This is a genomic window from Streptosporangium sp. NPDC001559 (assembly GCF_042893955.1).
GTDB lineage: Bacteria > Actinomycetota > Actinomycetes > Streptosporangiales > Streptosporangiaceae > Streptosporangium.
In genome coordinates this window covers 1-17,853 of record NZ_JBIAVG010000024.1, presented here as the reverse complement: position 1 = coordinate 17,853, position 17,853 = coordinate 1, and the positions used below count along the sequence as shown (strand labels likewise).

Below are 17,853 nucleotides of genomic sequence, written 5' to 3'. Positions count from 1 at the left end.
ACATCGTACTGTCGCGATACAGCGTAAGGATGAAATACAGTGTATCGACATGAGACACCGTATCGCTGTTGTCGGGGCCGGACCCGCCGGACTCACCTTCGCCCGCGTCCTGCACCGCCACGGTCACCCCGTCACCGTCCTCGAACGTGACCCCTCCCCCGACGCCCGTCCTCCGGGGGGCACGCTGGACCTGCACAAGGGGCTGGGCCAGCTCGCCTTGGGCAAGGCGGGGCTCCTGGCGGAGTTCCAGGCGCTGTCCCGTCCCGAGGGGCAGGCCATGCGCATCCTGGACACCGACGGGGCCGTCCTGCGCGACTGGCGGCCCCGCCCGGACGATCAGGCCAATCCCGAGATCGACCGCGGGCAACTCCGTGACCTGCTGCTCGGCCCCCTCGACGTTCAGTGGGGGCGAGGCGTGACAGAGGTGGTGCCGGGAGCCCCGGACGGGACGCTGGTCCGTTTCGCGGACGGGCGGCAGGAGACGTTCGACCTCGTGGTCGGCGCGGACGGCGCCTGGTCCCGGGTCCGTCCCGCGGTCTCCCCCGCTACGCCGCACTACACCGGCGTCACCGCGATCGAGACCTCCCTGAACGACGTCGACACCCGCCACCCCGACCTCGCCCGGCTGGTCGGAGACGGTTCCGTGGCGGTGTACGGCGTCAACCGCTCCCTCGTCGCCCAGCGCAACAGCGGCGGCCACGTCAAGGTCTACGTCCAGACCCGCGCGCCGCTGGACTGGCACACGAACCTGGATCCGGCCGACGCCGAAGCGGTGCGATCAACCCTGCTGGCCCTGTTCGACGGCTGGACCGCCCCCGTTCTCGACCTCCTCCGCCACGGCACCGCCTTCATCCCCCGCCCCCTCCACGTCCTGCCCGTGTCCCACACCTGGGACCACGTCCCCGGGGTGACGCTTCTGGGCGATGCCGCCCACCTGATGCCCCCCTTGGGGGCGGGCGCGAACCTCGCGATGCTGGAAGGCGCCGAGCTCGCCGAGTCCGTGGCCGCCGCCTCCGGCCCCGGAGAGCTGGACGAGGCCGTCCGTGCCTTCGAGGAGCAGATGTGGACGCGGGCCGGCAGGTGGGCGAAGATCACGACGGCAGGCCTGGAACGCCTCGTGAGCCAGGATCCCACCCAGGCCGTCGCCCTCTTCGACGAGGTTCAGACGTCTTGAAGCCTCCGCCGTAGGTCCGGAGCCGGCCCGTTGGCAAGACCTGCTCCACCAGCCGTCGTCCGCGGTGTCCCCGCAGGGAGGCGGGCTGTTGGCCGGCTAGCTGAGCAGACCCCGTCGGTAGCCCTCACCGACGGCCGCGGCGCGGTCGCGGACGCCGAGTTTGTCGTAGATGTGCAGCAGATGCGTCTTGATGCTGGCTTCGCTGATGAAGAGCCTGGCGGCCGCCTGGCGGTTGGAGGCGCCGTCGGCGACGAGGGCGAGGACCTGGAGTTCGCGGTCGGTGAGGGCGGCTTTGGCCGGTTTGCGCACCTGGCCCATCAGCCGTCCGGTGACAGAGGGAGACAGGACCGGCTCGCCGGCGGCCGAGGCGCGTACGGCGCGCAGGAGTTCGTCGGTGGGGGCGTCTTTGAGGAGGTAGCCGGTGGCGCCGGCTTCGATGGCGGGCAGAACGTCGGAGTCGGCGTCGAAGGTGGTCAGGACGAGGGTCTTGATGTGGGGGTGGGAGCGGCGCAGGGTGGCGATGGCGGTGACGCCGTCCATTTCGGGCATGCGCAGGTCCATGAGGACGATGTCGACCTCGAGTGCGGCGGCACGCTCTACGCCTTCGCGGCCGTTGGCGGCTTCGCCGGCGACGTGGATGTCGGGCTCGGCTTCGAAGGCGGCACGCAGACCGTCACGGACGATGGGGTGGTCGTCGACGATGAGGAGGCGGATCACCGGGGGCTTCCTTGGAGTGCGGGGACGGTGGCGCTGACGGCGGTGCCCTCGCCGGGCGTGCTCTCGATTTCCAGGGAGCCGCCGACGCCGCGTAGACGTTGCCGCATGCTGCTGAGGCCGAATCCTCTGCCGTCGGAGTCGTGGATGCCGGTGCCGTCATCGCGGATGTCGAGCAGGACGACGGAGCCGGCGTAGGAGAGGGTCAGGCCGGCGCGGGTGGCGCCCGCGTGCTTGGCGACGTTGGTGAGGGCCTCCTGGGCGACGCGGAAGAGGGTGACCTCGATGGCGGGGCTGAGCGGGATACGGTCGCCTGTGACCTCGACGTGCAGGTCGACGCCGGTGGACCGCGCCCAGTTGCGCGCCAGGGTGGTCATCGCCTCGGGCAGGTGGGCGTCGTCGAGTTGGTGGGGCTGGAGGGCGGCGACGGAACGGCGGGCCTCGGTGAGGCTTTCGCGGGCCAGGTCGAGGGCGAGCGCGACGTGGGTTTCGGAGTCCTCGACGCGCTGGGCGGCGCGCAGCTGGGTGATGATGCCGGTCAGGCCCTGGGCGAGGGTGTCGTGGATCTCCCGGGCCATGCGCTGGCGTTCGTCGAGGATGCCCGCCTCGTGGGCCTGGGCGAGGAGTTGGGCGTGCAGGTCGGCGTTCTCCTCCAGGGCGGTCTGCAGGTCACTGACCGTCTTCCGGTACGCGCGCTGACGGTCCTCGATCTTGATTCCGGCGATGGAGCCGCCGCCGATGGCGACGGTCTGCACGGCGATGATCGCCAGATAGAAGGCGACGAGCTGGACGGTGGCCTGCGACCAGTCGAGCGTCGAGCCGTACAGGACGAAGGAGGTGGCGGCGACGGCGGCGAAGGTCCACTTGGAGGGGGCGAGGTGGGCGGCCAGGAAGAAGCCGGATGTGCAGTAGATGATGAAGATGGGGTCGTGGAAGGCCAGCAGTGCCGCGGTGGCCAGGACACCGAGGAAGTGCGCGGTGACCGCCACCCGCCGCCCGCGTACGGCGGCGGGCAGGAGGGTGCGGGAGCCGAGGATCCAGGCCAGGGCCAGGGCGGTGAGCGCGAGGGTGCGCAGGACCCCGCCCGGGGGCTGCGCAGGGGAGGCCAGGCTGATGACCAGGGAGGTGGCGAGGGTGAGATAAGGGACGATCTCGACGATGCGCTCGAAGCGCCGTTCCCAGATGGAAGGAGGGAAGGGGTCGTTCATCCGGGACCTACCCCCCCTTTCGCCTGGTAGCCGACGTGGACGAGCTTAGACGCATCGGGATGAGGATGGCGTAACCGTACATCAGCAGCCCAATCGCGATCATGAAGATGATGGTCGGCCACTGCCAGATCGGTGGGAGATACAGGGCCAGGAACCAGACGCGCTCCTCGACACCCAGGATCTTCATGACCAGGGGGGCCAGGCCCTGCGGGAACAGTGGGAGCCAGGCGATGAGGTAGCTGATCGTGACGCCGATGCGGTGGTGGGTGGGGAGGTCGGCGGTGGTGGGTTTGGCGGGTTCGGGGGGCGGGCCGTACTTCATGAGGTTGAGCAGTTCGATCCCGTGGCTCTCCAGCCTGCGGTAGGCGATCCTGCCCAGGCCCCAGGCGCTGAGGACTCCTGTCAGCACGCCGGTGGCGACTCCGGCCCAGGGGTTGAGGAGGATGACGCCGGCCGCGGGCAGGGCGGTGGCGGGGACCGCGAGGAGCACCAGCCAGGCGAGGCTGGTCTCGGCGGTCTCGTCGGCGCCGGTGCTGAGCGGGTTGCCGCCGCGCTTGTGCGGGTCGGTGCCGGGGACGAGCGAGGTGACGGCGAGCAGGACGACGACTCCGGCGCCGCCACCGAGCAGGGCGGGCAGCAGTCCCAGGACCCACGGCCAGGCCCAGTTCAGGCCGCTGACGAGGGTGCCTGCCAGGGAGAGAACGAGCGCGGCCGGGCCGACGATGACCAACCAGGCCAGCTGGCGGCCGCGGACGTCGGCGCGTTCGGCTCCGGGGGTCATGAGGGTGAGCCACAGGGCGGTGCCGTCGGAGCCGTACAGGTTGGCCGAGGTGGCGGCTCCCATCACGATCGCGATGAGACCCGTGAACGGGACCGTGACCCAGGCGCCGATGGTCACGAGCAGCAGGGGCGTGACGACGGCGTAGGACAGGGCGGTGGCCAGGAGCTGGATGCGGATCAGGTCACGCCACCAGGCGCGCAGTTCCTTCGCGGCCGCGATCCGGGCGCCGGTCGCCGTGGGAAGCGGACGCGGGGTGCCCCGCCGGGGCGGCACTCCGCCACGCGCGGCCGAGACGACGCGGCGCGTGAGCAGGCCGGACCAGACGGCCAGGAGGAGGGCGATGACGGCGGCGTTGGCCGCGAGGATGGCCAGGGCGAGAGGCCATGGGGCCTCGACCGCGGCCACACCCCACCCCGACGGCAGGACGCGGACGAAGAGCCACGACCACGCGGCGGTGTCGGCGCCGCCCAGCGCCGCCACCAGGGCCCAGCCGTTGCTGCACAGGGCGACGGCGGTTCCGGTCACCACGCCGACCGCTGCCGCGGTGACGCGGGATCTGACGAACAGGCCGATCAGGGCCACGATCACACGGGAGATCATCACCATCGTGACGAGCGTGACGACCGCCGCCGCGAGGCCGATGAGCACACCTGCCGGGCCGAAGCGCCAGCCGTACACCGGCAGGGACATCAGGGCGACGAGGTTGACCGCCGGTGCGGGGCCGGCGAAGGCTCCGGCGAGCAGCGCCGCCGCGATCCGGCCCGGCGGGGCCGGGAGCATGGAGAAGTACTCGGGGCGCAGGGCCTCACTGCCACCCCCGATGAAGATGGGGCCGAAGATCCAGCCGGACAGCCAGACCGCCAGCACGACCGGCAGGTGGACGGGCCACAGGACGGCGACGGCGATCGTCGCGATGGCCAGGATCAGCCCGAGCGAGACGCCGGTGTAGAGGTTGGAGGCGTTGTCGCCGCGCAGGGAGTTGCGCGTGAGCGCCAGCCGCATGCGGATCATGTGCCGTGCCGACGCGGCCGGGCCGGGGGTCAGGAGGTGAGCCATGTCAGCCCCTCCGTCCCTCCGGTGCGGGCGCCTACGAGGTCGACGAAGGCGTCCTCCAGAGTCCCGGCGCCGCGTACGTCGGCCAGCGGACCGGCGGCTACGACGCGGCCGTCGGAGATGACTCCCACGTGGTCGCAGAGCTGCTCGACGAGGGCCATGACGTGGCTGGAGATGATCACCGAGCCGCCGCTGTCCGCGAACCTGCGCAGGATGGTCCTGATCGTGGCCGCGGAGACGGGGTCGACGGCCTCGAAGGGCTCGTCCAGGACGAGCAGGCGGGGCGCGTGCAGAAGGGCGACTGCCAGGCCGATCTTCTTGCGCATGCCGGTGGAGTACTCGATGACCAGGGTCCGCTCGGCGGAGTCGAGTTCGAGGACCTGGAGGAGTTCCTCGGTGCGCTCGGCGACGACAGCGGGCGGCAGGCCGCGCAGCAGGCCGAGGTAGGTGAGGACTTCGCGGCCGGTGAGCCGTTCCGGCATGGCGTTGCCGTCGGGCAGCACGCCGATCAGTCCCTTGGCCCGGACGGTGTCACGCCAGACGTCGACGCCGAAGATCTCGGCGCTGCCGGAGTCGGGACGGAGCAGGCCGACGGCCATGGCCAAGGTGGTGGTCTTGCCTGCCCCATTGGGGCCGACCAGGCCGTAGAAGGATCCGGCGGGGACGGTGAGGTGGATGTCGTCGACGGCCAGGTGGTCGCCGAAGGCTTTGCGGAGTCCGGTGGTGCGGAGGGCGGCATCCCGGTTTGCTGGCATGCCTTGAGAATCGCGCGGGGGCGGGAGCGGCGGATCGTCCGTACGGGGAGCGGGGTGGTGGATCACGGCATCAACCGATCGGTTGATGCGGGGCGCGGTCGTCGAACGATTCGGATTTGACCCTGACGTCGCGTCAGGCTCCACGATGAACGCATGGCCGACTACTACGACGCATTTGAAATCAGCCCTGTCCCTCCGCCCGGGCCCGACGCGACGCCACCTGAGATCTACCGGGGCATCTACGGCATGCCGATGTTCGTCACCGTGCCGACGTCGGACCTGGCCGCGTCCGTGGACTTCTGGACCCGCGGGCTCGGCTTCATCGACCTGTTCACGATTCCCGGTCAGGTCACGCACCTCCGGCGGTGGGCGTTCCAGGATGTTCTGCTTGTCCCGACCGGCGCCCCGCAGACCCCTTCGACGGTGAGCGTCAGCTTCTCCTGCGTGCTGAGCCAGATCGACGGGATCGCGCAGGCGTGCACCACGCTGGTGCCCGGATGCGCGACCGGACCACGACGGACGCCGTGGAACACCGTGGATCTGGAGGTCGTCACGCCGGAGAACACCCGGGTGATCCTGACCGCGGCCCGTCTCCTCGAACTGGACAGTGATGAGGCGCGCGACCTCGAAGCGATGGGCATCTCCCTCCCGAAGGAGGGAAGTCGCGCATGACAGACTCGTCGGTGTGACCAAGAAAGCGATGGGCGATGCCGCGGAGTCCGGCGGGCTGACCGTCGGGGCCGCGGCGTCGCACGCGGGGGTCACCGTCCGCACCCTCCATCACTGGGACGCGATCGGGCTGGTCCGCCCGTCCGGGCGGACCACAGGCGGTTACCGGCTCTACTCGGCGGCCGACGTCGCACGCGTGCACCGGGTGCTCATCTACCGCGAGCTCGGTCTGCCCCTCGACGACATCGGTGAACTTCTCGACGCTCCGACGGTCGACGTGACCGTGCCGCTGAGACAACAGCGCGCCCAGCTCCTCGAGCGCATCTCCCGTCTGCGGTCGATGGTCGACGCGGTCGATCGCATGATCGAAGCCGCGAACGCCGGCATCCTGCTCTCCGCGGAGGAACAGGTCGCGATCTTCGGGCAGCGCTGGAATCCGGCGTGGGCCGCGGGCGCGCGTGACCGGTGGGGCGACACACCTCAATGGGCGCAGTACGCCGAGCGCGCCGCGGGCATGACCCCCGAGGGCTGGCGGCGGATCGCCGACAGCGTCGCGGCGCTCGAAAACGACCTGGCGGTGGCCAAGCGCGCCGGCGTCAGGCCCGGTAGCGCCGAAGCCAACGCCCTGGCGGAACGGCATAGGGCGTCCATCGGCGCGTACTTCGACTGCACCCCTTCGATGCACGTCTGCCTGGGCAGGAGCCACGCCGCCGACCCTGGCTTCACGGCCTACTACGACGCGATCGAACCGGGCCTGACCGTCTGGCTCCGTGACATCATCGACGCCAACGCCCGCGATCGAGGCGTCGACCCGGATTCGGCGACCTGGACCTGACAGGTGTCATGCCTGCGGCGTGCCCGCCGGACGTTCGGCGGGCGCCGTCGCGGCGGTGCCGTGCCGGTGTCGCGGGCCGAGAAGACGCAGCATGTCCAGCGCCTCGGAGCCGCCGGGCGTCGGGGTGAACACCCGCAGCCGCTGGTCGGCCGCGGGCGTCGCCAGCACCTCGCAGTCGAGCTCGATCACGCCGAGCTCGGGATGCATGATCCGGTACGGGTGCGACCTGCGCACCGCGACCTCGTGCCGGTCCCAGAGGGCCGTGAACTCGGCGCTGGCCGTACGGAGCCGTGTGACGAGTTCGCGGGGACGCCACGTCGTCCCCGCGGCGGGTCACCGTGGCGCGCAGGTCGGCGACCAGCTGCCTGGCCTGCTCCTCGTGCTCCTCGGGCGCGAAGTAACCGCGCACGTCCGGCTCGGTGAACCAGCGCAGCACGATGTTGCGGTTGTCCGGGGCCACCGTGCACACGCATCCGAACAACGCCTGCGCCATGTCGTTCTGCGCCAGCAGGTCGCCCAGGTCGCTCAGGACCTGGACCGGAACGCTGTCCAGCCGGTCGAGCAGGTACAGCAGGCTTGGCCGCAGGTACTCCCCCGCCCGTGCCCCCTCAGGCGGGCGGTGCCCGGCGAGCAGGTACAGATGGTCCCGCTCGTCGATGGTCAGCCGCAGCGCGCGCGTCAGCGCGGCCAGCATCTGGACCGAGGGCTGCGTGCTCCTGGCCTGCTCAAGCCGCATGTAGTAGTCGGCCGACATCCCGGCGAGCGCCGCGACCTCCTCACGGCGCAGTCCCGGCGTACGCCGCCTCGGCCCCTCGACCAGCCCGACCTCCCCTGGAGTCAGCCGCCCCCGGGACCGGCGCAGGAAATCGGCGAGATCGTCGCGATGCATCCCCATGCCGGTAGTGATACCACCGTTCCGCCGAGGGCGGTCACGCCGCCGGGAGCCCGACCGCGTTTGAGGCGTCGGCCTCGAAGTACTCCGTGGTGGCGAAGGGGCCGACGTGCTCTTCGAGGAAGCTCCTGACACCGTCGACCGAGTCGTGGACGATGACGTTCACCGCCCTGTCGCCGTCGGCGCTCGCCACCGCCAGCGTCCATCCCGCTCCCTTGGGCAGCAGGCCGTACGCCTTCTTCAGGGAGTTCCAGAAACCCTCGCTGTCGAAGATCGTGGAAACGGTCATGACGTGCACTGTGGCACTCTCCCTGTTCGTTCTCGGATGCACCCGGCAGTTGATGTGGAGGTACCGCGCGGCCCCGTCTTCGACGTCGTATATCGCGACGGTCTGCGGGTCCTCCAGCGGGTCGCCGGAAGGCATCAGGAAATGCGTCTCGCTGATCGGGAGAAGCTCGTATTCGAGTCGTTCCGGCCTGTTGAGGAGTTTCGCCTCCATGGGGTTCAGCGTGAGCCCGAGGTGGAGTCTTCCGTCTTCGGCCACCACCTCGTAGCGGGTGCCGGGCCGCCCGTAGGAGCCTTCGTACCTGGACAGGTCGAGGGCCGGGACCGGGGCGGGCTTCGGCAGATCGGGGATCGTGACCGTGCCGAGGTCGGCGAGGATCTCGTTGAAGACCCTCCGGTAGAAGCTGTCGCGCGGCCCGGCGTTCGTCAGCATCGTGACGGCGACGTTCGACTCCGGCAGGATCCGCAGGCGGGCGCTCTGGCTGACCGCGCTGCCGTCGTGGGCGTAGACGGTCTGGCCGTGCCAGTCGCACACGATGAGACCGAGCGCCCATTCCGGTCCGAACATGTACGGGTCGGGTACGGGGACCCGGGACTCCGTCATCTCTCGGATGATCTCGGGCGAGACGATCCTGGTCCCGTCCGGTGCCTTTCCCTCGTTGAGGAAGACGGAGGCCATCATGAGCGTTTCCCTGGCCGTCGTGCTGATGTTGCCTCCGGGGCCGAAGGAGCGCGGCAGGCGGCCCAGCGGTGAGAGGACGGGTCCCTCGTCGAGGGATCGGATCAGATGTCCGGTCGCGGCCCGGTTCCGGTCGACGTGCTCATGCCTGCTGCTCGTCGAGGTCAGCCCCAGAGGGCCGAACAGGCGGTCCCTCATGATGTCGTCCCACCGCCTGCCGTCGACCACCTCCATGACGCGGGCGAGGATCGCGTAGCCGAGGGCCGCGCTGTAGCCGTGGGTGTGGCCCAGGGGGTGGACCTGGGGCGCGCCGGCGATGTTCTCCACCATGCGCTCGTACACGTCGTCCCCCTCCCCCGGATCTCCGTAGCTCTCCTCGATGCCGTTGGTGTGGTTGAGGAGGTGGCGAGGGGTGACCCTGGCACCGACCTCGGGGTCGGCGACCCGGAAATCCGGGAGGTAGGTCCGCACCGGCTCGTCCAGGGAGATCCTTCCCTCGTCGACGAACCGCATGAAGGCGAGGGCGGTCCATGTCTTGGACACCGAACCGCACTGGTAGACGGTGTCGGTCGTCGCGGGCTCTCCCGTGGAGACGTCCTTGACGCCGACCGCGAAGTCGGTGATCTCCCCGTCGCCGAGGACGCCGATCACGGCGCTCGGGATCCGGTACTCCGCGAGCAGTTCCGCGACGTGAGCCCGTATCCGGGGCACGTCCAACGCTCTCGCCACAAGGGCTCCAATCTTTTCCAGATGCGAAAAGGCTACGTTGCGTTTCAAAATACGTCAACGAAAGACCGGTAACGAAGCGCCTTTTTGCTGGTCTTTCGTGAAAATCGTTGCAATGACATTGTCGATAAATGCAATCCATGCCGATCGTTCGTTGCAATGTATTGTTGGTGAACGTACCCGTGAACACGAACCGACAGGGGCGAGCCGATGCCCGGAGACAGGCTGACCCACGAGGATCGCCGACGGATCGCGATCTGGCTGGCCGAGGGGCTGGGATACGCCGAGATCGCCAGACGGCTGGGCAGGCCCACCTCCACGATCAGTCGCGAGGTGGCGCGCAACAGCGCGCCCGGTGGCTATCTGGCCGACCGCGCGCAGCAGGCCACCGGACAGCGGGCCCGCCGCCGCAGACCGGTCCAGGCCGCGTGTCCGCCGGCCGGCGAGCGGTCGGCCGAGTCCGTGCGCGGTTTCATGGAGCGGCTCGCGGTCCTGCTGGTCGGGGTCGGCCTTCCCCGGATGGCCGCCCGCGTGTTCGCCTGCCTGCTCACCTCCGGCTCGGGAGACCTGACGTCCGCCGAACTCGTACGAAGGCTGCAGGTCAGCCCCGCCTCGGTGTCCAAGGCCGTCGGCTACCTTGAGGCGATCGAGCTGGTCGGGCGCACCCGGGACTCGGGGCGCCGTGAACGGTACGTCGTCGACGACGACGTCTGGCTCCGTGCGTTCAGGGCGGACACCGGGGCGCACGCCGAGGTCGCGACGGAGGCGCGGCGCGGGATCGGGATCTTCGGCGCCGACACGCCCACCGGCGCCCGGCTGGGCCGGATGGCTCAGTTCTTCACCTGGATCAGTGAGCAGATGGACGGCAGTGATCTCATCGACGCCGTCGTCCGTGACGCGCTGACGGTGGTCTCCGCGCTGGTGTACGTCGCCCGGCCGCTCACCGTGGACGAACTCGCCACGGCGCTGGGCTGGCCCGTACGGCGGGCGGCCGGCGTCCTGGACGCGATCGGCCGCCGCCCGATCCTCGCCGACCCGTTCGTCGTGGAGCGGGCCGGGAGCGGCGCGTTCGCCGTCGCCCCGAGACCGGACCGCCTGAGCCCGGCGCAACGCGACGCCCTGCTCGAAGGCGTGGCGGCACCTCGGAAAACGCCTCGGTAGGCTCGGGGGAATCCTGGTTCGGACACGGTGGTACGGAGGCCTTGAATGATGCGATCGGAGCGGGGTTCGAGGCGGCTGTACGGCATCATGCTCGCACTGGCCGCGGTGGTCGCGCTCCTGGACCAGCTCACCAAGTTCTGGGCGGTCTCCACGCTGTCCGAGACCGAGCGTGTCCCCGTGATCCCCCCGCTGATCCACTTCCGGCTGCTGTACAACCCCGGCGCCGCCTTCTCCCTGGGAGAGAACGCCACGTGGGTGTTCGCCCTGGTCGCGGCGGCCGCGGTGGGTGGCATCCTCTACACCGCCCGCCGCGTGGCCTCCCCAGGCTGGGCGCTCGTGCTGGGCGCACTGCTCGGTGGCGCGGTGTCCCACCTGGGCGACCGGCTCCTCCGTGAGCCCGGTTTCGCCCGCGGGCACGTCGTGGACTTCATCGACTACGGCCCGTTCGTGGGCAACGTCGCCGACATCGCGCTCACCTGCGGGGGCGCCGCGCTGGTGCTGCTCAGCCTGCGCGGCGTTCCGTTCGCCGAGGAGACGGGCGAAGAGCCCGCCTGACCCCCGGCGGCCGAAGACCGTACCGCCGGGCATCCCACCCGTGGGCGGCGCGCCGGTTCGTGGAAGCGGGCTACGGCCCCGGCGGCGCCGGGGGGCGGATCCCGTCGAGGGCGAGCAGGAGCAGGCGGTCGGTCGCGGCGGACGCGTCGGCGTGCCGCTCGGTCGCCGCCGAGATGGCGTTGACCAGGGTGAGCAGGTCGTCGATGGACACCTCAGGGCGTACGGCTCCCGCCCGCCGGGCCCGGGTCAGCAACTCCTCACCGGCGCCACTGATCTTCCTGTGGCAGGTCACGTTCCGTTCCCGGTGTTCGAGCTCGTGGGCGCTCAGCAGCAGTGACGGGGCGAGCCCGCGCACGTTGGCGGCGTAGGCGCCGATGGCCCTGAGCCAGGTGACGAGCGCGGCCCCGGGGTCCGGCTCCGCGGCCAGCTCGCGAGCCTGGGAGCACAGCGTCTCGACACGGTCGAGGAACACCGTCTCCAGCAGTGCCAGGCGGGAGGGGAAGTGCCGGTGCAGCGTCGCGGAGCCGACCCCGGCCTGCCTGGCGATCTCCTCCAGCGAGGCGTCGACGCCGTCCCTGGCGATGGCGATCTGAGCCGCGGCCAGGATCCGGTCGCGGTTGCGCCGCGCGTCCGCGCGCTTCGGCCGTTCTTCCTTGGTCTCCCGCACCGTGTCTCCCGCCGCTTGCCAAGTGGGGTGGTCCCCCATATCTTACCCTGAGAAGTGAAAACGGGGTGTCACCCCACTTTTCGGTGGAGGTCTGTCATGTCTGATCCAGTGCTCGTCACCGGTGCGACCGGCAAGCAGGGCGGCGCGGCCGCGCGAGCCCTCCTCGCCGCGGGGACACCGGTGCGGGTCCTTCTCAGAGATCCGGAGTCCGAGCCCGCCAGGGCCGTCCTGGCACTCGGCGCGGAACCAGTTCGCGGAGACCTCGACGATCCCGCGTCCCTGACGGCCGCGGTGACCGGTGTCCGCGGGGTGTTCTCGGTGCAGCTCCCGGATCTCACCGACCTCATGTCCGACGGCGAGGTCGTCCGTGGCCGCAACCTGGTCGAGGCCGCCAGAGCGGCCGGTGTGGCGCAGTTCGTGCACACCTCGGTCTCCGGAGCCGGAGACGAGGTCCGGGCCGTGCCCGGCTGGACGCCGGACGAGTGGAGCCGCCACTACTGGGCGAGCAAGGCCCGCGTGGACGACCTCGTACGCACCGCGGGATTCCCCCACTGGACGGTCCTGAAGCCCGCCACCTTCATGGAGAACCTGCTCGGCCGGTCCTACATGTTCGGCGACTGGGCGGAACGGGGATTCGTCACGGTGTTCGCGAAGGACACGAAACTGTCACTGGTGGCGGTGCGGGACATCGGCGCGACGGCCGCCGCCGCCTTCGCCGACCCAGAGAGGTTCGCCGGCGCCGACGTCGAGCTCGCCGGTGACCTCCTGACGATGACCGAGATCGCCGAGATCCTGTCCGGGGTGCTGGGCCGTACGGTCGAGGCCCCCGTTCTGTCCGCCGAACAGGCCGTCGCGCGGGGGCTTCCGCCCATGATGGTCAACACGCAGCAAGGGATGAACGTCCGCGGCCAGGCGGCCCACCCGGAGCACGCGCACGCGTTCGGACTGACCATGACCGGCTTCGCCGCCTGGGCCCGCGACGCCTTCGGCCGGACACATCCGTCCTGACCCGGGACCTCCGTGGGCGACGGGGTGACAAAGGCCTCGTCGACATCTGACGGCCCGCTGTATCGTCGTGATCGGGTTACGCGTCTGGAGGTGATCACGGTGCATCCGGTCTTGTGACGGCCCCATCCCGGGGCGTCGCGGAGCCGAAAGGTGACCGTATGAGCAAGACTGACAAGACCCGGCCCTGGTGGGTGCGGATGGCCGAGACACCGATGGTGACCTGCCTGCCCGTGCACGACCACCGGTTCGGGCCGTGCACGCTGCCGGATGAGATCACCGCTGACAGCGTCTCCCAGAGCGTCCGCACGACCGGCTGTCACTGGGGTGCCCCCGCCGGTCTCTGGTTCGGCCACACCGGCAGAGGCGGATACCGGGAGTGGCACTACTTCCTGCGCCAGGAGCGCCGGCGTGACCGCCGCCGGGCACGCCGCGAGCTGCGCGCCTATCTCGACGACTGAAGGCCCTCCCGGCGCGGCAGAGCGGGACGCCTCCCCCCGGAACCCTCAGGAGACTGGGCATGAACACGGGCACTCCCGAAGGACGCGCCGGCTGATGAGCCGGCCGGTGTGGTTGCTCGACGTCGACGGTGTGATCAACGTCGCCCGGCCCGGTTGGGGCGGTATCCCGCGCAGAGGGGTCGCCCACTCCGGTGGCTACGCCTATCGCATGCGCTGGGCGCCCGCTCTGATCGACCGTGTCCGCGCACTGCACCGGGCGGGCACGGTCGAGATCCGCTGGTGCAGCACCTGGTGCGCCGACGCCGATGAGATGGAACGGTTGTTCGCCCTGCCCCGGTTGCCCCGTGCCTGGTCGGAGCGCCTTTCCAGCACCGCCGCGGCGGAGGCGAAACTCGCCGCAGCACGCCAGGTCCTGGCGGGAGGGCGGCGGCTCATCTGGACCGACGACGTCGAGGTGCCCACCGACGGACCGGTGCGTGACGAGTTGACCAAAGACGGCCGGGCCCTGTTGATCGCGCCGTCGCCCCGCGAGGGTCTGCGGCCCGATCACATGGACGCGATCGAGGACTTCGTCGCCGCTCCGGTGGCCGACGCCCTGCACATCGCGCGACGCCTCCTGGGAGGCGAAACCGCACCGCCTCCGTGAGCGACGAATCGCGGATTCGCGATGCCCGCGCCGGTGAGGTACCGCTCGACTGCCGCGGTGTATGACGCGGGAGGGGCGGACATGCACGACCCGAGCGCGCGGCAACCGAGGCGTGCCCCCGCTCCCCGGCTCGGTCACCGGTTCGATCGTCATGCCGTCCCCCGCTGCGGTAAACGCGTACGCCTCACCCCGGCGGCCGGAATCGTCCGCCGCAGATCGCGATGATCGCCGTAGAGGCTCCGTCGCGGTAAATCCGGTTTACTGCGGCAGTTCTTCCGGCCGTCGTTGAGCGGTTGCGGTGAGCAGGGCGGCGAGGTCCTGGAGGGCTTGCCGTAGTTCGTCGGGGTGGTGGATGGTGAAGGGCCATTCCAGGGAGGCGAGTAGGTGTGCCATGCCGTCCAGCCGTTCTGCTCGTGCGTGCATGAGGACGCCGGTGGGCTGGGCGGTGAGGGTCACCGCTGAGCGAGGCAGTCGGCGGGCGATCGCATCGAGAGGACCGTGGATCGTCACCTCGACCTGCCAGCGGTAGGGGCCCTGAGCCAGGGTGGAGGTCAGGTGGGCGACGGGGTCGAAGCCGTCGGGGGCGGTGAAGCGGCGGGTTCGGGGGGTGGCGGAGGCGATGCGGTCGATGCGGAAGGTTCGCAGGCTGTCGCGGAGGTGGTCGTGGCCGACGACATACCAGCGGCCGGTGTGGAAGACCACGCCGTAGGGGTCGATGTCGCGTTCGGTGTGCTCCTGCCGCCATGACCGGTGGCTGATGCCGACGGCCGTGCCGGCGCGGGATGCCTGGGCCAGGGCCAGCAGGACGCCGGTTTCGGGTGCCTGCCCGATCACGGCGTTGGCGGTGAACGACAGGGTCTCCCGCATGGCGGCGAGTGGCTCGCGCAGGGCGTGCGGAAGCACCCGCTCGATCTTGGCCAGGGCGCCGGCACTGGCCGGTGCGGTTGTGCCCATGCCCAGCCGTTCTGCTGCGAGCAGGCCCAGGACGACGGCGAGGGCCTCGTCGTTGGTGAGGACCAGGGGTGGCATCCGGTAACCGCGGGCCAGGCGGTAGCCGCCGTAGCGGCCGCGCTCGGCTTCCACGGGGATGCCCAGTTCCCGCAGGTGGGCGGTGTACCGGCGCACCGTGCGGACGTCGGTGTCCAGACGGTCCGCCAGCTCCGTCCCGGTGAGTCGGGCGTTGGACTGGAGAAGTTCCAGCAGGGTCAGAACCCGGGTGAGGGGATGCGTCATGGATCACTCGGCATTTCAGGGCGGAAAATGTCCTGTATTGAGTTTACGCTCCCGATGGCACCTCATATCAGGGAGATCACATGGCAACCTTCGTACTCGTTCCCGGCGCCTGGCTCGGGGCGTGGGCCTGGGAGGACACCGCCCGCGCTCTGCGGGAGCGCGGCCACACGGCGCTGCCGCTCACGCTGACGGGCCTGGCCGAGCACGCCGACCAGGCCGGACCCGAGACGGACCTGAACACGCACATCGCGGACATCACCGGCTTCATCGAGGGGAATGACCTGCGCGATGTCACGCTGGTCGCCCACAGCTACGCGGCTGCCCCGGTCACCGGGGCAGCCGGACGTCTCGGTGACCGGCTGGAGCGCGTGATCTACGTGGACAGCGCCCCGTTCACCGCAGGTATGCGCATGCTCGACCTCATGCCGCCGGAGGCGGCGGACCAGCTGCACCGGCAGGTCTCCGCTTCCGGCGACGGGTGGCGGCTGCCGATGCCGCCGTTTGAGGTCCTGGGCTTGTCCGGGAGCCTCGACGGGCTCGATGAGGGACAGCGGAACGTTATGCGTTCGCGTGCCACCCCTCAGCCGTTCGGCACCTACACCCAGCGTCTCGCCGGCCCGGCCGAGCTCAGCGTCGGCGTGGACCGTGTCCTGGTCGCCTGTCACGACTTCACCGGCCTGCTGGATGCCGGGGTGCCGATGCTGGCCTACCTGAACCAGCCGCCATGGCGGCGCTACGACCTGCCCACCGGACACTGGCCGATGCTGTCCGCGCCCACCGAACTCGCCGACATCCTCGACAAGGCCGTCTCCTGACGGAGTCGGCTTCCTGCAGGGCCGATTGCGGAATCCGCAGGCACGACACGAACATCTCCTGTTCGTCGCCCCGGTTCGAGGCGATCTCGCCACCCTTGCCGTAGGCGGGCGGGTCGGTGCCGGGGTCAACTGCGGGGAGGCGTCCGGTTCACCGGCCGGTACAGCTTCACCGTGGTGATCCGCTTGATCCTGGGCGACAGCTCGAAGTTCAGCAACCTCGTGACACCGAACCCGATTTCCAACTGGCCATGCGAGTCCGTGTAGCCGGCCTCCACGTCCATGGTGGTGCCGTGCCGCATCGCGCCCTCGATCATCGCGGCGACCTCGGAGGCGGTGCAGTTGATCAGTTGGGAGTGGATGGCCAGGGACTTCTTTTCCACGTGCCAGTAGATGAGGACCCCGCGGCCACCGTAGCCGAGTGCCACTCGGTGAACAGGTTCTGGTCGTAGGCGCGCACGTGGGTGAAGTCGGATGCGACCGCGGTCGAGCCCTGGCCCCACAGCTCGGTGCCGCCTGTGGCGGTGGTGCGGCCGGCCGAGCAGCTCGGCGTCGATGGGCCTTCGGGGAGGGTCGGACCGGATTTTGGCGCTACGCCAAGAGGAGCTTGCATCCGGTACTCAGGTACAGGTTTACCGTCGAGACATGACACAGGACATCGCCGTTGACCTGGGATGGGTGCCTTCCGCCTGCTCCCTTCCCACCGCCGGGCAACCTCTGCGCGTGGCTGAGTTCGACGCCCTGTTCGCCGACGCGGTGCGGGGCGTGGCGCGGCCGGAGCACACCCGGCTGCGCCTGGACCTCGCCTTCAGCCCGGACAACGCCGCCCGGGCCGCCGAACTGACGGCTTTCCCGGTCCCGCGCCCTTTGTCTCCGGTGCTTGGCGCACCGGCGGTCTTCCCTCCTCCCGCCGGTCTCTTACACACGCACCCAGGTCACACTCTCCCCTCTCTTCTCACGTTCTTGAGGCAACCGCGCGCCCGGACGCCAGCCCGGCGCGCCATCGCGTCATGCCCTGCTTTTCGGCCCGGAACTCCCGAAGCTGCGGTGAGCCGCAAAATAGGCGGGTCGGTCCAGCTCAGCGCGGGTTTCCGTACCGCTCGCCAGAGCCGGACTTCGGCGGCCCGCCTCGGGTTGGCGTCGAGGACCGGATTGGCGGGACGATCGAGTTCAGGGCCGTGACCTGGGGCGATGTGGTTCCGCTGACCGACAGAGTCGTAGTTCTGTCCGGTCGGCCTCCTGCTTTGCCCCTGGCCGTAGCTTCGGGAGTCCTGGGCCATGCCGTCTGGCCCGCCCTCACCGACCGGCAGGAATCTCGCAATGGTCGGGCGTTGACTTTGTCGCAAGGCATGTCGCACCATGTTGATACAAAGCTTGCGGCAAAGGAGGCGCTGTGACCCCCGAACCGTTACCGGACACCGACCCGCCGACGAGCACGCCCGATCTGCGCATGGCGGGCGTGTGGCTGGCCATGCACGACCTGGCCGGCACCCGCCCGACCCCGCTGCTCGCCAGCCGGCTCGCGGTCCGCAGACGCGCCCG

17 protein-coding genes and 2 pseudogenes are annotated in these 17,853 nt (G+C 70.2%); 9 read left to right on the top strand and 10 right to left on the bottom strand.

Annotated elements, in window-relative coordinates:
• The first annotated feature begins 49 nt into the window (after positions 1-49).
• Positions 50-1,174: an FAD-dependent oxidoreductase gene (locus tag ACFYY8_RS37710; protein WP_390049573.1), complete on the top strand. Its 1,125-nt coding sequence runs from the start codon at positions 50-52 to the stop codon at positions 1,172-1,174.
• A 96-nt stretch (positions 1,175-1,270) separates the two neighbouring features.
• Here the strand turns inward: ACFYY8_RS37710 and ACFYY8_RS37705 are convergent, their stop codons facing one another.
• Genes ACFYY8_RS37705 through ACFYY8_RS37690 form a run of 4 tightly spaced genes read right to left on the bottom strand, consistent with a single transcriptional unit; the run spans position 1,271 to position 5,685 of the window.
• Positions 1,271-1,891, bottom strand: a complete 621-nt coding sequence (locus ACFYY8_RS37705; RefSeq protein WP_390049571.1) for a response regulator — start codon at positions 1,889-1,891, stop codon at positions 1,271-1,273.
• Positions 1,888-3,096, bottom strand: coding sequence for a sensor histidine kinase (locus tag ACFYY8_RS37700; protein WP_390049569.1), 1,209 nt, complete (start codon positions 3,094-3,096; stop codon positions 1,888-1,890). The genes ACFYY8_RS37705 and ACFYY8_RS37700 overlap by 4 nt, the downstream gene beginning before the upstream one ends.
• Positions 3,097-3,103: 7 nt before the next feature.
• Positions 3,104-4,933, bottom strand: a complete 1,830-nt coding sequence (locus tag ACFYY8_RS37695) for a hypothetical protein (protein ID WP_390049567.1) — start codon at positions 4,931-4,933, stop codon at positions 3,104-3,106.
• On the bottom strand, positions 4,918-5,685 hold the full coding sequence (locus tag ACFYY8_RS37690; protein ID WP_390049565.1) for an ABC transporter ATP-binding protein: 768 nt from the start codon (positions 5,683-5,685) through the stop codon (positions 4,918-4,920). Before ACFYY8_RS37690 ends, ACFYY8_RS37695 begins: the two co-directional genes overlap by 16 nt.
• A 153-nt stretch (positions 5,686-5,838) precedes the next feature.
• Between ACFYY8_RS37690 and ACFYY8_RS37685 the strand changes: the two genes are divergently transcribed.
• Together ACFYY8_RS37685 and ACFYY8_RS37680 are read left to right on the top strand one after the other, a co-directional pair.
• The gene (locus tag ACFYY8_RS37685; protein ID WP_390049563.1) at positions 5,839-6,357 is read left to right on the top strand and encodes a VOC family protein; all 519 of its coding nucleotides are present in this window, start codon (positions 5,839-5,841) and stop codon (positions 6,355-6,357) included.
• 13 nt (positions 6,358-6,370) lie between these two features.
• Positions 6,371-7,189 (top strand): MerR family transcriptional regulator, encoded by an 819-nt coding sequence (locus ACFYY8_RS37680; RefSeq protein ID WP_390049561.1) that lies wholly within the window; start codon positions 6,371-6,373, stop codon positions 7,187-7,189.
• A gap of 6 nt (positions 7,190-7,195) precedes the next feature.
• On the opposite strand, the pseudogene ACFYY8_RS37675 reads toward ACFYY8_RS37680, so the two are convergent.
• The 3 genes and pseudogenes from ACFYY8_RS37675 to ACFYY8_RS37665 all read right to left on the bottom strand — a co-directional run.
• A pseudogene (locus tag ACFYY8_RS37675) lies at positions 7,196-7,435 on the bottom strand (hypothetical protein); the annotation flags it as partial.
• Between the two features lie 127 nt (positions 7,436-7,562).
• Positions 7,563-8,078 (bottom strand): annotated as a pseudogene (locus ACFYY8_RS37670) (helix-turn-helix domain-containing protein); the annotation flags it as partial.
• Positions 8,079-8,118: 40 nt separating this feature from the next.
• The gene (locus tag ACFYY8_RS37665) at positions 8,119-9,774 is read right to left on the bottom strand and encodes a serine hydrolase (RefSeq protein ID WP_390049559.1); all 1,656 of its coding nucleotides are present in this window, start codon (positions 9,772-9,774) and stop codon (positions 8,119-8,121) included.
• Positions 9,775-9,981: 207 nt separating this feature from the next.
• On the opposite strand from ACFYY8_RS37665, the gene ACFYY8_RS37660 reads away from it, so the two are divergent.
• Together ACFYY8_RS37660 and ACFYY8_RS37655 are read left to right on the top strand one after the other, a co-directional pair.
• Entirely contained in the window at positions 9,982-10,932 is a 951-nt protein-coding gene (locus tag ACFYY8_RS37660) for a helix-turn-helix domain-containing protein (protein ID WP_390049557.1), read from the top strand.
• Between the two features lie 45 nt (positions 10,933-10,977).
• Complete coding sequence (locus tag ACFYY8_RS37655) at positions 10,978-11,487, top strand: signal peptidase II (RefSeq protein ID WP_390049555.1); 510 nt, start codon at positions 10,978-10,980, stop codon at positions 11,485-11,487.
• A 70-nt stretch (positions 11,488-11,557) separates the two neighbouring features.
• Here ACFYY8_RS37655 and ACFYY8_RS37650 read toward each other — a convergent pair whose 3' ends face one another.
• Positions 11,558-12,154 (bottom strand): TetR/AcrR family transcriptional regulator, encoded by a 597-nt coding sequence (locus ACFYY8_RS37650; protein ID WP_390049553.1) that lies wholly within the window; start codon positions 12,152-12,154, stop codon positions 11,558-11,560.
• 96 nt (positions 12,155-12,250) lie between these two features.
• Between ACFYY8_RS37650 and ACFYY8_RS37645 the strand changes: the two genes are divergently transcribed.
• The 3 genes from ACFYY8_RS37645 (at position 12,251) to ACFYY8_RS37635 (ending at position 14,266) form a co-directional block, all read left to right on the top strand.
• On the top strand, positions 12,251-13,162 hold the full coding sequence (locus ACFYY8_RS37645; RefSeq protein WP_390049551.1) for an NmrA family NAD(P)-binding protein: 912 nt from the start codon (positions 12,251-12,253) through the stop codon (positions 13,160-13,162).
• Positions 13,163-13,320: 158 nt separating this feature from the next.
• The gene (locus ACFYY8_RS37640) at positions 13,321-13,620 is read left to right on the top strand and encodes a hypothetical protein (protein WP_390049548.1); all 300 of its coding nucleotides are present in this window, start codon (positions 13,321-13,323) and stop codon (positions 13,618-13,620) included.
• A 94-nt stretch (positions 13,621-13,714) separates the two neighbouring features.
• Positions 13,715-14,266, top strand: coding sequence for a hypothetical protein (locus ACFYY8_RS37635; RefSeq protein WP_390049544.1), 552 nt, complete (start codon positions 13,715-13,717; stop codon positions 14,264-14,266).
• A gap of 258 nt (positions 14,267-14,524) precedes the next feature.
• On the opposite strand, the gene ACFYY8_RS37630 is transcribed toward ACFYY8_RS37635, so the two are convergent.
• A complete protein-coding gene (locus ACFYY8_RS37630) occupies positions 14,525-15,499 on the bottom strand; it encodes a helix-turn-helix transcriptional regulator (RefSeq protein ID WP_390049542.1) in 975 nt (324 codons plus the stop codon).
• A gap of 80 nt (positions 15,500-15,579) precedes the next feature.
• On the opposite strand from ACFYY8_RS37630, the gene ACFYY8_RS37625 reads away from it, so the two are divergent.
• The gene (locus ACFYY8_RS37625; protein WP_390049540.1) at positions 15,580-16,314 is read left to right on the top strand and encodes an alpha/beta fold hydrolase; all 735 of its coding nucleotides are present in this window, start codon (positions 15,580-15,582) and stop codon (positions 16,312-16,314) included.
• A 125-nt stretch (positions 16,315-16,439) separates the two neighbouring features.
• Here ACFYY8_RS37625 and ACFYY8_RS37620 read toward each other — a convergent pair whose 3' ends face one another.
• Positions 16,440-16,739 (bottom strand): Tn3 family transposase, encoded by a 300-nt coding sequence (locus tag ACFYY8_RS37620; RefSeq protein ID WP_390049538.1) that lies wholly within the window; start codon positions 16,737-16,739, stop codon positions 16,440-16,442.
• Positions 16,740-17,853: the final 1,114 nt, after the last annotated feature.

Coding starts and splice junctions, on each gene's coding strand:
- ACFYY8_RS37710 (WP_390049573.1), top strand. CDS start 50: ATGAGACACCGTATCGCTGTTGTCGGGGCCGGACCCGCCGGACTCACC.
- ACFYY8_RS37700 (WP_390049569.1), bottom strand. CDS start 3,096: ATGAACGACCCCTTCCCTCCTTCCATCTGGGAACGGCGCTTCGAGCGC.
- ACFYY8_RS37695 (WP_390049567.1), bottom strand. CDS start 4,933: ATGGCTCACCTCCTGACCCCCGGCCCGGCCGCGTCGGCACGGCACATG.
- ACFYY8_RS37690 (WP_390049565.1), bottom strand. CDS start 5,685: ATGCCAGCAAACCGGGATGCCGCCCTCCGCACCACCGGACTCCGCAAA.
- ACFYY8_RS37685 (WP_390049563.1), top strand. CDS start 5,839: ATGGCCGACTACTACGACGCATTTGAAATCAGCCCTGTCCCTCCGCCC.
- ACFYY8_RS37660 (WP_390049557.1), top strand. CDS start 9,982: ATGCCCGGAGACAGGCTGACCCACGAGGATCGCCGACGGATCGCGATC.
- ACFYY8_RS37655 (WP_390049555.1), top strand. CDS start 10,978: ATGATGCGATCGGAGCGGGGTTCGAGGCGGCTGTACGGCATCATGCTC.
- ACFYY8_RS37645 (WP_390049551.1), top strand. CDS start 12,251: ATGTCTGATCCAGTGCTCGTCACCGGTGCGACCGGCAAGCAGGGCGGC.
- ACFYY8_RS37640 (WP_390049548.1), top strand. CDS start 13,321: ATGAGCAAGACTGACAAGACCCGGCCCTGGTGGGTGCGGATGGCCGAG.
- ACFYY8_RS37635 (WP_390049544.1), top strand. CDS start 13,715: ATGAGCCGGCCGGTGTGGTTGCTCGACGTCGACGGTGTGATCAACGTC.
- ACFYY8_RS37630 (WP_390049542.1), bottom strand. CDS start 15,499: ATGACGCATCCCCTCACCCGGGTTCTGACCCTGCTGGAACTTCTCCAG.
- ACFYY8_RS37625 (WP_390049540.1), top strand. CDS start 15,580: ATGGCAACCTTCGTACTCGTTCCCGGCGCCTGGCTCGGGGCGTGGGCC.